The sequence below is a fragment of the Desulfomicrobium macestii genome (genome assembly GCF_014873765.1).
Lineage (GTDB): Bacteria > Desulfobacterota > Desulfovibrionia > Desulfovibrionales > Desulfomicrobiaceae > Desulfomicrobium > Desulfomicrobium macestii.
Map to the genome: position 1 here is coordinate 62,135 of NZ_JADBGG010000013.1, position 13,339 is coordinate 75,473.

Consider the following 13,339-nt stretch of genomic DNA (forward strand, 5'->3'; position numbering starts at 1 on the left):
ATGCACAGTACGGAAATCCATGAACATCCTTCAAGAAACAAAGAGCGTCTTGTGGCGTTCGGGGCGGATCAGCCTCGAACTCTACAAGATCATGGTCCCCATCATCATTGTGGTCAAAATCCTGCAAGAACTGGGACTTGTGGTCTGGCTCGCCCGGCCACTGGCTCCGGTCATGCAGATGGTCGGGCTGCCCGGGGAGATGGGGCTCGTCTGGGCCACGGCGCTGGTCAGCAACATCTATGGAAGCATGATCGTTTTCGTTTCCCTGGCAGGAGAGCATCCTTTGAGCGTGGCGCAGGTCACGGTGCTTGGCGTCATGATCCTGGTCGCCCACGGCCTCCCCGTGGAGTTGCAGATCGTGCGCAAGTCGGGTCCGCGCATGGGCTTTCAGGCATTGCTGCGCATCGGCGGCGCCCTGATGCTGGGCTGGCTTCTGTCCCGGATCTACGCCTGGGGAGGATGGCTGCAGGAGACCAACGTCCTGCTCTGGCAACCCCAGCCGGAAAGCAGGGACCTTCTGGTCTGGGGACTTGGGCAGGTGCAGAATCTGGCCATGGTCTTTGTCATCATCGTGGCCCTTAGCGCGATCATGCGTGTGTTCACGGCCATCGGACTGACGGGGCTGTGCGTGCGGCTGCTGGCTCCGCTCCTGCGCTTGCTCGGCATCGGTTCCGAGGCCGGGACCCTGACCATCGTCGGCATGATCATGGGTCTGGCCTACGGCGGGGGCATGATCATGCACGAGGCGCATTCGGGCAAGGTCGGTTCCAAGGACATCTTTTCGTCCTTGAGCCTCATGGGCCTGTCCCATTCGGTGTTCGAGGACACCCTGCTCATGGTCGTCATCGGAGGACATGTCTCCGGGCTGCTCTGGGCGCGGATCATCTTCACCCTTGTCGTCATCGCGCTTCTGGTGCGCGTGGTCGCATGGCTGGGGGACGACTTCTTCCACCGGCATCTGTTCAAGCCCGTCGAGGTCTATTCCAAGCCCGAGCCCTGCTGTCCGGGCGCCATCGTGCCGGACAGGAAATGAGCTTGCGGATCTCTTCTTCACAGCAAATCAGGCCGTATCGACCATGAACCATGCCAAGCGTCTTCAGGGCCTGAAAAATCTCATGCAGAAGCAGGACATCGATGCCCTGCTCGTGGTCCATCCGGCCAACCGTTTTTATCTGTCGGGCTTTGAGCTGCATGACGGGCAATGCAACGAAAGCTCGGGCTGTTTGCTGATCCGCCTGAACGGACCGGACTGGCTACTGACCGATGCCCGCTTCACGGAGGAGGCCCGGCGGCACTGGCCAGGCGAACATGTGCACGTTTACGGGGCGCCGCGCGTCGAAAAGATCGCCGAGTTCGTAAAGAGCCTTGGCGTCAGCGAACTGTGGGTTGAAACCCATGCCATGTGTGCGGGAATGTATCTGGAGCTGGCCGGGATGCTGGCCTTGCGCCAAGCCCCGCGTCTGGTGGAAGAGCTGCGCACGGTCAAGGATTGTGAGGAACTGGCCCGGCTCAGGGCCTCCTGCGCATTGAACCACCAGGTTTACGAAGCCCTTCGGCCGAAGCTGGTGCCCGGCGTTACAGAGCGGGAAGTGGCCTGGATGCTGGAGAAGGAATTCCGGGAACGGGGAGCCGAGAGCCTCAGTTTTGCGCCCATTGTCGGATTCGGTCCCAACGGAGCCTTGCCGCACGCCACGCCTGCAGATGCCCGCCTTTCGGCACAGACTCCGGTTCTGATCGACATGGGCGGACGACTGAACGGGTATTGTTCGGATCAGACCCGGACATGGTGGATCGGGGACAATCCTACGGACGAATTCAAGCGCACCCTTGCCCTGGTGCAGGAGGCGCAGGCCCTGGCCATCGCCAAGGTCGCTCCGGGGGTTGGCACCGATGAGCTGCACGCCACGGCCAGGGAGTTTTTTGCGCGGCACGGGGTGGCCGAGCATTTCACGCATTCCCTTGGGCACGGCATTGGCCTTGAAACGCACGAAGCTCCGGGAGTCGGCCCTATGCGCCCGACGGTGCTTCGGCCCGGCATGGTCATCACCGTGGAGCCTGGCCTGTATTATCCTGAGTGGGGCGGAGTGCGCTGGGAACATATGGTCGTGGTCACCGAGGACGGTCATGAAGTGCTCTGAGCAGCCATCACCGGAACCGCGCAAGTCTCGGCCCCGAAAGCCCCGCAGGGAGAAGAACCCCGCGCCGGCGTGCCTGGCCAGCAGGGTTCTTTATGCCGAGGTGCCCCGCAACCGGATCGCCCTCTATCGCTTCCTGCTCGAAGGCTACGACAACCTGGCCATCATGAGCGTGGTCGATCGCTACCGGGCCGTGATCAAGCTGCGCTTCACGCCCGGCGCAGAGAGGACCCTGCGGGAAGTGCTTGAGGGCCAGGGCGCGAAAATCATCGAGCCTCCGGGATGCTCAGTCGGCTAGGCCGAAAAAGTCCCTCGCGTTGTCGCCGCAGCGCGCCCACAATTCATGCGGATTCTCGCCGCGAAGCAGGGCGATTTCTAGGGCCGTGAAGCCCAGCAGGGCGGGTTCGTTGCGTTTGCCCCGGTAGGGCTCAGGGGAGAGGTAGGGGGCGTCGGTTTCAAGGAGCAACCTGTCCGCCGGGATGATCCGGACAGCTTCCCGCAGGGCTTCGGATTTGGCGTATGTGACCGTGCCGGGCACGGAGAGGTGCCAGCCGCGCCGGAGCAGTTTTTCAGCCCATTCCGGTCCAAGGCCGAAGCAGTGCCAGAGCAGGGGCCGCCCGCCAAAACCCATGTCATCCAGAATTTCCAGGCAGTCGTCCTCGGCGTCGCGGCAGTGGATGACCACCCGCTGATCCAGTTCCAGGGCCAGCTCCAGCTGGCGCCGGAACCAGTGCTGCTGCGTTTCGGGGGGGGAGAAGTCGTAGAAGTAGTCAAGGCCGATCTCGCCCACCGCGCGCAGTCTTGGATCGGTCGAGAATGCCTGGCGCATGTCCGCAAGGTCGGCGTCCGTCATTTTCGCGGCTTCGTGCGGGTGCACTCCGAGCAGGAAAAAAACATCGTCGTGACGCTCGAAAAGGGCCCTTCCCTCGCGGTAGGCCGCAGGGCCCAGAAAGACATTGCCCACGGTGCGCACACCGCAGGCAAGGGCCCGCGCCAGAACCGCGTCCACGTCATTGTCCCGGCCGTCAAGATGGGCATGGCTGTCCGCTCCCACCGGGGAGAGCCCCAGGGTTTCAGGAAGCTGCCGCTCTTTCTTTTTGCTCATCGTTATTTCTCGCGCACGCCCTGGTCCCATTTCTCAACGGCGATGGCTTCGTCGATGAGCATGACCGGAATTTCCTCGCGCACAGGGTAGACGACGTCGCAGGCCGCGCATTTGAGACCTTCTTCCTGACCGATGAGTTCCAGGTCGCCCTTGCATTTGGGGCAGGCCAGAATTTGCAGCAGTTCCTTGTTCAGGGCCATGTTTCCTCCACATGATGAATGGTAAGATGTTGAAGAGGGGCTTATCCTGAACGAAAACGCGTTACAAGCGGACAGATGCCACCCGGTCCTTGAGTTTTCAAACCAATGCGATACAACCGCACCTATGATGCATGGTGATAAAACATTCTCTGGGGGACCGGTGCTGCTCTTCGACGTGGGCAACACCAACGTGAAGCTTTGTCTGGCGGACGAAAACGGCCTTGGCCGGACCTATTCGCTGCCCTCCACCAACCGGGAGACCTCCGATTCCCTGGGCCTTTGCATCGCAGGAATCTGCGCCCGCGAGGGCGTGGCCGAGGGCGAGGTGCGGGCCTGGGTGCTGTCTTCCGTGGTGCCGCCACTGAACAGCCTGCTGAAGGCCGCCTGCGCGGATTTTTTCTCCTGCCCGGCCCTGTTCGTGCCCGGCGACATCGCGCTGCCGCTCGAAAACCGCTACGCCAGACCGCAGGAGGTCGGCGCGGACCGCCTGCTGGGCGGTTTCGCGGCGCGGACCCTTTTTGACGACGAGACGCTCATCGTCGTCGACTTCGGCACGGCCACGACGTTCGACTGCGTGCAGAATGGGGCCTATCTGGGCGGACTCATCTGTCCGGGAGTGCTCAGTTCGGTCACGGCGCTGGGCACCCAGACCGCCAAGCTGCCCCAGATCAGCCTGGAACCGGGCGGCGCGGACCTGGACATCGGCACCAGCACCCGGCAGAGTCTCAATCACGGCGTGCTGTTCGGCTTCGCGGCCATGCTGGAGGGGCTGACCGCGCGGCTCAAAAAACGTCTGGCCGCTCCTGACGCCCGCGTCATCGCCACGGGCGGTTTTGCCCCGCATCTGGCGGCCATCACCTCATGCATCGACAATCTGGCCCCGGACCTGCTCATGCAGGGCCTTTTGGCCGCATATTTTCAGAAACATTCACCAAGGAACGCAAGGGAGCAATCATGAGCACCATCACAGGTATTTGGGCCAGGGAGATTCTGGATTCCAGGGGCAACCCCACCGTTGAAGTGGAAGTCACCCTCGAATCGGGCGCCACGGGGCGCGCCGCCGTGCCTTCAGGCGCATCCACAGGCACGCGTGAAGCCCTCGAACTGCGCGACGGCGACGCCGACCGCTTTGGCGGCAAGGGTGTTGAGCAGGCCGTACGCAACGTCATGGAAGAGATCGCCTCCGAGATCATCGGCCTTGAAGCCGTCCGTCAGGTGGAAGTGGATCAGGCCCTCATCGATCTGGACGGCACTGAGAACAAGTCCCGCCTGGGCGCCAACGCCATGCTCGGAGTATCCATGGCCACGGCCAAGGCCGCTGCGGAATTTCTGGGCCTGCCGCTCTACAAATACATCGGCGGCATCAACGCCAAGGTCTTGCCCGCGCCCATGATGAACATCATCAACGGCGGAGCGCACGCAGCCAACAACCTGGACATCCAGGAATTCATGATCCTGCCGCTCGGCGCGGCCAGCTTCAAGGAAGCCCTGCGCATGGGCGCCGAGACCTTTCATACCCTGAAGAAGATCCTGCACAAGGACGGCTTGGCCACCTCCGTCGGCGACGAGGGCGGCTTTGCACCCAATTTCGCCAGTCACGAGCAGGCTTTCACATACATCATGAAGGCCATCGAGGAAGCCGGATACGAGCCCGGCAGCCAGATTGCCCTGGCCATCGACGCCGCCGCCTCGGAATTCTACAAGGACGGCAAGTACCATTTCGCCGGTGAGAACAAGATCCTGACCGCGCGCGAACTGACCGACTACTACGCCGATCTGGCCGGAAAGTTTCCGCTGGTGTCCATCGAAGACGGCCTGGCCGAAGCGGACTGGGATGGATGGGAAGTTCTCTCCGACGTGCTGGGCGACCGCCTGCAGCTGGTCGGCGACGACATTTTCGTGACCAATCCGGCCCTATTGGCCGACGGCATCATGCGCGGCGTGGGCAATGCCATCCTCATCAAGCTCAACCAGATCGGCACGCTGACCGAGACCATGGACTGCATCGAAATGGCCAAGGAGGCTTCTTTCGCCACGGTCATCTCCCATCGCTCCGGCGAGACCGAGGACAGCTTCATCGCCGACCTGTCCGTGGCCGTGAACGCCGGGCAGATCAAGACCGGCTCCCTGTGCCGCTCCGACCGCATGGCCAAGTACAACCAGCTGCTGCGCATCGAGGAAGACCTGGATTCGCAGGGTGTCTATTTTGGACCGGCCATGGCCGCCAACTGGTTTGACGAAGAATAATAACCCGTATGGCGCACTTCGGTGCGCCTTTTTTATTTTCAGCCGAGGACAACATGCAAATCATCGACGGAAAAAAGACGGCCGCCATCATCCGTCAGGAACTCAAGGATCAGGTCGCGGTGCTGACGGCAAGGCATGGACGGGCGCCGGGCCTTGCGGTGATCCTGGTTGGCGGCGATCCTGCCTCGCAGGTCTATGTCCGCAACAAGGAGCGGGCTTGCGAGGATGTGGGCATTATCTCCAAGGGCTTTCGCCTGCCGGAGGACATCCCGCAGGCGCAGCTTGAAGACACGATCATGTTCCTGAACAGCGACCCCGCTATTGACGGCCTGCTGTTGCAGCTGCCCCTGCCCAAGGGGCTGGACAGCCAGCGCTGCCTTGACCTGATCAGCCCCTCCAAGGACGTGGACGGCTTTCATCCCGTGAACATGGGCCGCCTGGCGCTGGGGCTGCCCTGCCTGCGTTCCTGCACCCCGGCGGGAATCATGACCCTCATGGAGCGCCACGGCATAGACGTGTCCGGAAAGAAGGCTGTGGTCATCGGTCGCAGCAACATTGTCGGCAAGCCTTTGGCGCTTATGCTGCTGCAGAAGAACGCGACGGTCACGGTCTGCCATTCCCGGACCCGGAACATCGCCGCCGAGGTGTGCAGCGCCGACATCGTCCTGGCCGCCGTGGGCATTCCCAAGTTCGTGACGCGCGACATGGTCAAGCCTGGAGCCGTGGTCATCGACGTGGGCATCAACAGGACCGAGCTTGGTCTGGTCGGGGATTGCGATTTCGAAGGATTGCAGGACGTGGCCTCGGCCATGACTCCGGTGCCCGGCGGAGTGGGCCCCATGACCATCGCCCAGCTCCTGGTCAACACGGTCGAAGCCTACGTGGAACATATGGGCTAAAGGCCCCGTAAAAAAGCAAAGGGGCCGTTTTGGCCCCTTCCCCGAATTTTCTTTTTCCCGCCGCCGATCCTACTCGATGATGATTCCTGCGTAGCCCACCACTCTGGACACGTCCCCATTCACGTCCGCCGATGTGGCATAGGCCACCAGCTCCGCCTTTTTCGCGCCCTGGATGTTGGCCAGGTGCATGCCGAGGGTCATGGGCAGCACGCCGCACATGGAGATGTTCTCTTCCCGCACCTTGCCGTAAAAACCCATGGGGTCCAGGGCCAGGATGCGGTCCAGCGCGTGCCGATCGATGACGCGGGTTTTTTCGTCGGATGCGAAGTGGTTCATGTCCGAGCTGACCACGACGGATACTTCCCGGCCGAGCCTCGCGAGCACTTCGGCGATCTTGGCCGCCGCGCCTCCGAGCTTGTGTGGCCTGGGGTCGCCCACTGCGATGGGGACGATGCGCATTTCAGGGTTCTTGGCCCACAGGAAAGGCAGAATGACTTCCAGGGAGTGTTCCTGCAGATGGGCGACCCGGTCGGCGGTCAACGCCGGTTCCGCCGCCAGAATTGCGGCGGCCAGTTCGGCGTCAACGTCCATGGCCGCGCCGGGCAGCAGCCATTTGCCGTCCGGCCATACGGCCATGGGCGCGCCCATGCCAGTGTGGTTGGGGCCGAGCAGGAGCACTGTATCCGTCAATTTGGCCCGGGCCAGGGTCTGACCTGCCACGCCGCCTGAAAAGACGTGTCCGGCATGGGGGACCATGGCCAGTTTGGCGGTTTTCTCATTCTCTTTTTCCCCGCGCATGCACGACTGCACGGTTGCCAGCCACTGGTCCTGACGTCCGGCATAAAACTGGCCCGCGACGACGGGCTCGCGATCAAAACTCATGTCTGCCTCCTAGCGAAATTTTCGTACTTCCCTTTCGATCCGCGTCCCTTCGAGTTCTGCGGCAGCCATACGACCATGCAGGGAGTTTGGGAAGAGTTCCTTGAGGCGGTTCAAGTTTTCCCGCCATTTGTCCGTTTCCGAGTTCTTCTTGAAGAGCAGGGCCTTGCGATAGGTGTGCGCGGGCCAGTCCGCGTCATTCTCGTCAACATAGCCGTCGTATTCCAGGGTCCAGGCCAGGGCGTCCTGGGCGCGGCCGCTTTTCTCGGCGGCCTGGACGAGGAGCTCAAGTGTTTCCTTGAGCTTTGGAATGTCGCTTTTCTCTTTCTGCAACAGCGTCAGGGCTTCCTGTCCAAGGATGGTGGCCTGTTCAAGCCGTCCTGCCCCCAGCGCGTCCCGTCCCAGGAAATAGTGGGCGTAACCCCGCTGCGTGTCGGTCAGGCCCATGTCCGTGGCCAGTTTGGTCCACAGCGGTCCGGCACTGGCGGACTGCTCCAGCGTTTCATGGGCCAGGGCTGTCGCGTAATCCACCTGCCGCTGCCGTTCCTCTCCCAGATTCCAGGACTCGACCTCTTTGGACAGCTCCAGGATGTCCCGCCACTTTTGTAGCTCCACCTGCATGGCCAGGGTCACCTCCAGGCCGGGCTCGGAAAATTCTCCCCGGGGGGCGGAGCCGAAAACGAACGGCCTGGCCATGTCCAGGGCTTCCTGGGAGCGGCCGGTCTGCATGAGGGCCGTGGCCACGATCAACCTGATCCGAGGGTCCACGTCGCGGTCCTGATACATGTTTTCGTGAGCGCCCCAGTGCAACACCGCAGCATTGAAATCCTCAAGCTCAAGATCGTTGGTGAGCCAGTCCCGAAGCGCCGTGTCCGCCACTTCCCGAGCCTTGGGCAGCAGTTCGTGCTCCGGATACTCGTCCTGAAACCGCCGGATTTCCTCCAGGCTCGCGTCATACTTCTTGTTCCAGAGATGCCACATGGCCAGCTTGAGCCGTGCCACGGGAGCCAGCGGGCTGTCCGCGTGTTCCAGGATGCTGTTGTAGATCTGCTCGGGGTTCGATTCCGGGCGGCTGAATACGGGATTCATGTCCGCGATGCTCGGCTGGTCGAGAACGCCTTCCTCGGCCAGGCGCATCTTGGCGATGAGTCCGCCCTCCCTGGCCGGGTAGGCCTCGGAAGTGCGGTGATATATCTCGCGGGCCGCGTCGGGATTGTTTTCCTTGAGGAGGATGTCGCCGATACGGGCCATGGCCACGTCCACATCCGGGGCGTCCGGGACGATGTTGGCATAGGCCCAGAAATAGTCCTTGGCCCGGGCCGGTTTGCCGCTGAGCATGGCGGCATACCCGGCGGACATCAGAAAGGACGGGTCGCTCAGGTAATAGCTTGGCCAACGTTTTTCGATGTTGTCCACGATTTCAAGGGCCTTGTCGAAATATCCCAGCCCGGTGAATGCCCTGAGCAGTCCGACCGTGCTCGGTTGCACGGCCAGGCTCATGGGAAAGTTCTGGATCGCGTATTGGAAGTGCTCGGCGGCCCGGCCGTATTCCTTGCGCCGCAGGTAGTGTTCGCCCCAATAATAGTCGATCATGGCCACCCGGCGATCGTCCGGGTATTTCCTGCGCAGGAAGTCGAAATAGCCTTTGGCTTCGGGTACGTTGCCCACGAAGAGGTGCAGGTATCCAATTCGAGAGATGGCCTCGGGCACATTGCGCGAATCAAGGTTCGAGTTTTTGGCGGTCTCGTAGGCTTCCAGGATCGAGGCGAAATTGCCCTCAAGGTCCGCAAGCCCCTCCTTCATGGTGATGTCGGCCAGGGTGTAGAGCAATTCCTCGTGCAGCGTTTCGGGAATTTTGGGGTGCTCGATCATGTTTGTCACCGCCGTGCGCGCCGTGGTCAGGTCGCCTACGATCAAGGCGGTTTGAGCGGTTTTGTACAATTCCTCAAGCTTGGCCGTGCTGTTGTCCTCGGCGCTGCCGGAGATGTCCGATGCGTTCGCGGTCCGGTTTGTCTGGGAGTCCGTGGGCTCCGGCTCGGACAGTATTGTTTCGGTCGCGATGATGGCGGACGGCGTTGGCGATGGCGCCAGGTCGGCGTTTTCGTTGCCGGGATTTTGAGTGGCCGTGGGGGGGGCAGGTTCCGGCGGCGTGATGTCGGCCTGGATCGTGTCCGGGAGTTCGCCGGTTTGATTGACCTCCGGCGTGACTGCCTCCGTGATCTGGACCTTCGTCAGGAGCTGCGTCGCGTTTTGCCGGGGTGCCGTTGTGTTGGAAGGCAGAGACGCAGGGGGGAGTTGTTCCGGAGCACCTGCGTCCGTCTTCGCCTCGTCAACGGGAGACGTTTGTGGGGTTTGGTCGGGCGGCGTCGCGGCGCGATCGATGGGGCGGCGGACTACGGACTGCGGGGGCTCCTGCGCCATCGGGTCCGGCTGATCCTGTCCGGGCCGCACGATTTTGCTGCGCACGGAGGCAAGCCCTGAAAGCGACGAATCTTCCGCGAGCAAATCTTTCTGATCGACGTCGGTGGCATTTTCCAGGCTTGTCTCCGCTGACGAATTCGTTGTTGCCTGCGCTTGGGGTGCTGCGTTCCCGGCAACGTTCTCCTCGGCCTGAGCTTGCCCCTTAGGCGGGGAAGTCTCCGTAGTGGCGTTGGCGTCGGTGGCATTGTCCCCGCCTGTGGGCGCGGGCGAGACTGGATCAGGCTTTTTGGACTCGGGCGGCGCGGGAGGATACAGCTCAATGGAGAGTTCCTTGCGTTTGGAATCCGAGGAAGATGACAAAATGAAGTCGCCCGATTGCGTTCGAATGAAGACGCCGTCCGGGCTGATCAGGATCTCTTTGACCAGTTTTGAGGAAGAGAGGTCGGGGATTGCCGGTTTTCGCTCATTTTGCCAGAAGCTCCAGGCGATGGGAATCTGGATCTGCGTCAGGCCCCGCTGCCTGGGTTCGGCCACGGGCAGGGCCGTATCGAATCTGAAGACGAGCTCTTCGCCGTTTGGCAGCTTGTTCCACGTCAGAACCGCGCCATGGGCGGCGTGCAATGGTATCAGGCCCAGAATGGCCGGGACGAGGAGCCAGATCAGGCTGGCAAGGGGGCGTGTGCGCACGGGCTGCTGTAAGCAAGAATTGGGCACATTACTATAACATGTTCTTTTTTTTGAGCTTCTCAATAAGCGTGGTTCGCTTGATGCCCAAAACTTCGGCGGCCTTGTTCTTGACTCCGTCAACTTCCCCCAGGGCTTCGCTCAAGAGCCTCTCCTCGACCTGGTCCAGGAATTCCTTCAGGCCCAGGTGTTGGTCCCGCAAGTCCTGGAGTTCGGGCCAGCGGAAGCTCGCATCCATCGTCGGCATGGGGCGCTTTGGCACCTCGACACCGGTTTCACGAAGGATTTTGTCGGGCAGGTCAACGATGCCGATGTGGTCGGCATCACACAAGATGGACATGCGCTCCATGAAATTTTCCAGCTCGCGTACGTTGCCGGGCCAGGAATAGCGGGCCAGGATCTCTCGTGCGTCCTCGGCCATTTCGAGGACGCAGCTACGGCGGTTCACGCAGAAGTGCTTCAGGAAATGGTGCGCCAGGACCAGCACGTCTCCCCCGCGTTCGCGCAGGGGGGGCAGGGTGATGGGGATGACGTTCAGGCGGTAGAAGAGGTCTTCGCGGAAGGTGCCCTTGCGGACTTCCTCTTCCAGGTCACGGTTGGTCGCCGCGACCACGCGCACGTCGGTCTTGATGGTCTTGCCGCCTCCGACCCGCTCGAACTCCCGCTCCTGCAGAACGCGCAGGATCTTGACCTGCAGGGAGAGATCCATCTCTCCGATTTCATCCAGGAACACCGTGCCGCCGTGGGCCATTTCGAAGCGGCCGATCTTGGTCCGGATGGCATGCGTGAAAGCGCCTTTTTCATGCCCGAAGAGTTCCGATTCCAGCAACTCGCGCGGGATGGCCCCGCAGTTGATGGGCACGAAAGGCTTGTCCGCCCGGCCGCTGTTGCGGTGCAGGGCGCGGACAAGGAGTTCCTTGCCGGTTCCGGATTCTCCCGTGACCAGGACCGTGCTGTCCGAAGGGGCCACTTTGGCGAGGATCCGAAATACCTCTTGCAAGGCGGAACTCTTTCCAATTATTCCACACGTATCAAATGACATGGCCTCTCCTGGAACGTTGATGAGCTTCAACGCTGTTCTGATACTGCCTAACTGTCAAGATTATGACGGAAAAGCAACTCCAAAAATGCATCATCTCTTGAAATTTCCACCCCGAAGCCGTAGCGCCTTCTTTGTCGCCCGCGAGAAACGTTTTCTGGTCCACGTGCTCCTGGACGGTCGGCCGGTGACGGTGCACACCAACAATTCCGGATCCATGCTCGGGCTGCTGCGCCCCGGCATGGAGGTGTTCATCTCCCCTGCCGAATCCCCGAAGCGAAAGCTGCCTTACACCCTTGAGCTGGTCCGGCCTGGCGGCGATTGGGTCGGGGTCAACACGTCAACTCCCAACCGCCTGCTCAAAAAGGCCTGGGAGGCGGCCGCCATGCCGGAGCTTCGCGGATATTCGGAGTTCACTCCGGAGGCGGTGCACGGGGACTCCCGCCTCGATGCCAGGCTTTCAGGGCCCGCGGGAGAATTCTGGATCGAGGCCAAGAACGTGACCATGGTCGAGGACGGAGTGGCCTGCTTTCCGGACGCGGTCACGGAGCGCGGGCAGAAGCATCTGCTCGAACTCATGAACCTGGCCCAGAGCGGCGTGCGGGTGGGCGTCTTTCTGGCGGTGCAGCGTCCCGACGGCGGATGCTTCGGGCCGGCGGATTTCATAGATCCTCGCTTTGCCGAGCTTTTTTGGATGGCCGTGGGCAAGGGCGTGGAGTTTCTGCCCCACGTCGTGCACGCAAGCCCCGAAGGAATCGCCCTTGGAGCCCGCTTGTCGCTTGTTTCCCGAAATTCAACCCAATCTGGATAATCACACATGAACGATCAGCTTGTCCGCGTCATCTCCGATGAAGCCAATGTGCGCGCCATGGCCTGCCTGACCACCGCCACCGTGCGCGAGGCCTGCACCCGGCACGCCACCCTTCCGACCGCTTCCGTGGCCCTGGGCCGCGCCATGTCCGGGGCCGTGCTCCTGGGCGCGCTTCTGAAGGGGCGGCAGCGCGTGGCCCTCAAATTCGAGGGCAATGGTCCGCTGGGCAAGATCGTGGTCGAGGCCGATCCCATGTGCCTCGTGCATGGCTACGTGGGCAACCCGGCGGTGGATCTGCCGCTCAAGGACGGGCGCTTCGACATCCCCGGAGCCCTGGGCCGGGCGGGCCTTTTGACCGTGACCAAGGACTTGCGGCTCAAGGCCCCCTACCAGGGCGTCGTCAATCTCGTGTCGAGCGAAATCGCCGAGGACATCGCCTACTATCTGACCGATTCGGAGCAGACGCCCTCGGCCATGGGCCTGACCACAATCCCCGACGATCGCGGCGGAATCGCCGTGGCCGGGGGATTTCTGATTCAGTCCCTGCCTCCGGCCAACGAGGAAGCCCTTGATGCCCTGATGCGGCGGATAAAGGCCCTTCCGCCCCTGGCCAAGATGCTTCTGGAAGGCGCGACTCCCAAAGAGGTGCTGGACAGAATTTTCGGGGACATCCCCTTTGAAATTCTCGGGCATCAGGATGTGGCCTTCCATTGCGGCTGTTCCCGCGATCGCATCGAGCAGGCCCTCATCACCCTTGGCGTGGAAGAAATCAAAAGCCTCGCCGAGCAGGGCGAAGACACCGTCATCACCTGTGAATTCTGCCGGGAACCATACGCATTCACCTCGGAAGACCTGCGCCGTCTGGCCGAGGAGCGGCATTAGAAGCAAAATGCCTCCGGCGGGCAGGAAGCGCGCCCCT

Annotated in this window: 13 protein-coding genes; 8 read left to right on the forward strand and 5 right to left on the reverse strand. The window is 62.0% G+C overall.

Annotation, left to right across the window (positions count from 1 at the left end):
* The first annotated feature begins 19 nt into the window (after positions 1-19).
* The 3 genes from H4684_RS09910 to H4684_RS09920 are packed head-to-tail and all read left to right on the forward strand — an operon-like array spanning position 20 to position 2,433.
* Positions 20-1,033 carry a nucleoside recognition domain-containing protein gene (locus tag H4684_RS09910; protein WP_092190024.1) on the forward strand — a complete coding sequence of 338 codons (1,014 nt, stop codon included), beginning with the start codon at positions 20-22 and terminating at the stop codon, positions 1,031-1,033.
* Positions 1,034-1,076: 43 nt separating this feature from the next.
* Positions 1,077-2,138, forward strand: coding sequence for a M24 family metallopeptidase (locus H4684_RS09915; protein ID WP_192623603.1), 1,062 nt, complete (start codon positions 1,077-1,079; stop codon positions 2,136-2,138).
* Entirely contained in the window at positions 2,125-2,433 is a 309-nt protein-coding gene (locus H4684_RS09920; RefSeq protein WP_192623604.1) for a DUF4911 domain-containing protein, read from the forward strand. Before H4684_RS09915 ends, H4684_RS09920 begins: the two co-directional genes overlap by 14 nt.
* Here the strand turns inward: H4684_RS09920 and H4684_RS09925 are convergent.
* Together H4684_RS09925 and H4684_RS09930 are read right to left on the reverse strand one after the other, a co-directional pair.
* Positions 2,422-3,240, reverse strand: coding sequence for a TatD family hydrolase (locus tag H4684_RS09925; protein WP_192623605.1), 819 nt, complete (start codon positions 3,238-3,240; stop codon positions 2,422-2,424). The two genes, H4684_RS09920 and H4684_RS09925, sit on opposite strands and share 12 nt — an antisense overlap.
* Positions 3,241-3,242: 2 nt before the next feature.
* The gene (locus tag H4684_RS09930) at positions 3,243-3,440 is read right to left on the reverse strand and encodes a Trm112 family protein (protein ID WP_092190032.1); all 198 of its coding nucleotides are present in this window, start codon (positions 3,438-3,440) and stop codon (positions 3,243-3,245) included.
* 160 nt (positions 3,441-3,600) lie between these two features.
* Here H4684_RS09930 and H4684_RS09935 point away from each other — a divergent pair, with 160 nt between their 5' ends.
* The 3 genes from H4684_RS09935 to folD are packed head-to-tail and all read left to right on the forward strand — an operon-like array spanning position 3,601 to position 6,586.
* Positions 3,601-4,398, forward strand: a complete 798-nt coding sequence (locus H4684_RS09935; protein ID WP_318779629.1) for a type III pantothenate kinase — start codon at positions 3,601-3,603, stop codon at positions 4,396-4,398.
* On the forward strand, positions 4,395-5,687 hold the full coding sequence (gene eno, locus H4684_RS09940) for a phosphopyruvate hydratase (protein WP_192623606.1): 1,293 nt from the start codon (positions 4,395-4,397) through the stop codon (positions 5,685-5,687). The genes H4684_RS09935 and eno overlap by 4 nt, the downstream gene beginning before the upstream one ends.
* Before the next feature lie 53 nt (positions 5,688-5,740).
* Positions 5,741-6,586 (forward strand): bifunctional methylenetetrahydrofolate dehydrogenase/methenyltetrahydrofolate cyclohydrolase FolD, encoded by an 846-nt coding sequence (gene folD / locus H4684_RS09945; RefSeq protein ID WP_092190234.1) that lies wholly within the window; start codon positions 5,741-5,743, stop codon positions 6,584-6,586.
* 69 nt (positions 6,587-6,655) lie between these two features.
* Here folD and amrB read toward each other — a convergent pair whose 3' ends face one another.
* Genes amrB through H4684_RS09960 form a run of 3 tightly spaced genes read right to left on the reverse strand, consistent with a single transcriptional unit; the run spans position 6,656 to position 11,612 of the window.
* Positions 6,656-7,468, reverse strand: coding sequence for an AmmeMemoRadiSam system protein B (gene amrB / locus H4684_RS09950; RefSeq protein ID WP_192623607.1), 813 nt, complete (start codon positions 7,466-7,468; stop codon positions 6,656-6,658).
* A 9-nt stretch (positions 7,469-7,477) separates the two neighbouring features.
* Entirely contained in the window at positions 7,478-10,573 is a 3,096-nt protein-coding gene (locus tag H4684_RS09955; protein WP_192623608.1) for a tetratricopeptide repeat protein, read from the reverse strand.
* A gap of 31 nt (positions 10,574-10,604) precedes the next feature.
* Positions 10,605-11,612 (reverse strand): sigma-54 interaction domain-containing protein, encoded by a 1,008-nt coding sequence (locus H4684_RS09960; protein WP_092190040.1) that lies wholly within the window; start codon positions 11,610-11,612, stop codon positions 10,605-10,607.
* 85 nt (positions 11,613-11,697) lie between these two features.
* On the opposite strand from H4684_RS09960, the gene sfsA reads away from it, so the two are divergent.
* Both sfsA and hslO read left to right on the forward strand, forming a co-directional pair.
* Positions 11,698-12,420 (forward strand): DNA/RNA nuclease SfsA, encoded by a 723-nt coding sequence (sfsA, locus tag H4684_RS09965; protein ID WP_192623609.1) that lies wholly within the window; start codon positions 11,698-11,700, stop codon positions 12,418-12,420.
* A 6-nt stretch (positions 12,421-12,426) separates the two neighbouring features.
* Positions 12,427-13,302 carry an Hsp33 family molecular chaperone HslO gene (gene hslO, locus H4684_RS09970; RefSeq protein ID WP_192623610.1) on the forward strand — a complete coding sequence of 292 codons (876 nt, stop codon included), beginning with the start codon at positions 12,427-12,429 and terminating at the stop codon, positions 13,300-13,302.
* Positions 13,303-13,339: the final 37 nt, after the last annotated feature.

Coding starts and splice junctions, on each gene's coding strand:
- sfsA (WP_192623609.1), top strand. CDS start 11,698: ATGCATCATCTCTTGAAATTTCCACCCCGAAGCCGTAGCGCCTTCTTT.
- H4684_RS09925 (WP_192623605.1), bottom strand. CDS start 3,240: ATGAGCAAAAAGAAAGAGCGGCAGCTTCCTGAAACCCTGGGGCTCTCC.
- folD (WP_092190234.1), top strand. CDS start 5,741: ATGCAAATCATCGACGGAAAAAAGACGGCCGCCATCATCCGTCAGGAA.
- H4684_RS09930 (WP_092190032.1), bottom strand. CDS start 3,440: ATGGCCCTGAACAAGGAACTGCTGCAAATTCTGGCCTGCCCCAAATGC.
- hslO (WP_192623610.1), top strand. CDS start 12,427: ATGAACGATCAGCTTGTCCGCGTCATCTCCGATGAAGCCAATGTGCGC.
- H4684_RS09920 (WP_192623604.1), top strand. CDS start 2,125: ATGAAGTGCTCTGAGCAGCCATCACCGGAACCGCGCAAGTCTCGGCCC.
- amrB (WP_192623607.1), bottom strand. CDS start 7,468: ATGAGTTTTGATCGCGAGCCCGTCGTCGCGGGCCAGTTTTATGCCGGA.
- eno (WP_192623606.1), top strand. CDS start 4,395: ATGAGCACCATCACAGGTATTTGGGCCAGGGAGATTCTGGATTCCAGG.
- H4684_RS09910 (WP_092190024.1), top strand. CDS start 20: ATGAACATCCTTCAAGAAACAAAGAGCGTCTTGTGGCGTTCGGGGCGG.
- H4684_RS09915 (WP_192623603.1), top strand. CDS start 1,077: ATGAACCATGCCAAGCGTCTTCAGGGCCTGAAAAATCTCATGCAGAAG.
- H4684_RS09960 (WP_092190040.1), bottom strand. CDS start 11,612: ATGTCATTTGATACGTGTGGAATAATTGGAAAGAGTTCCGCCTTGCAA.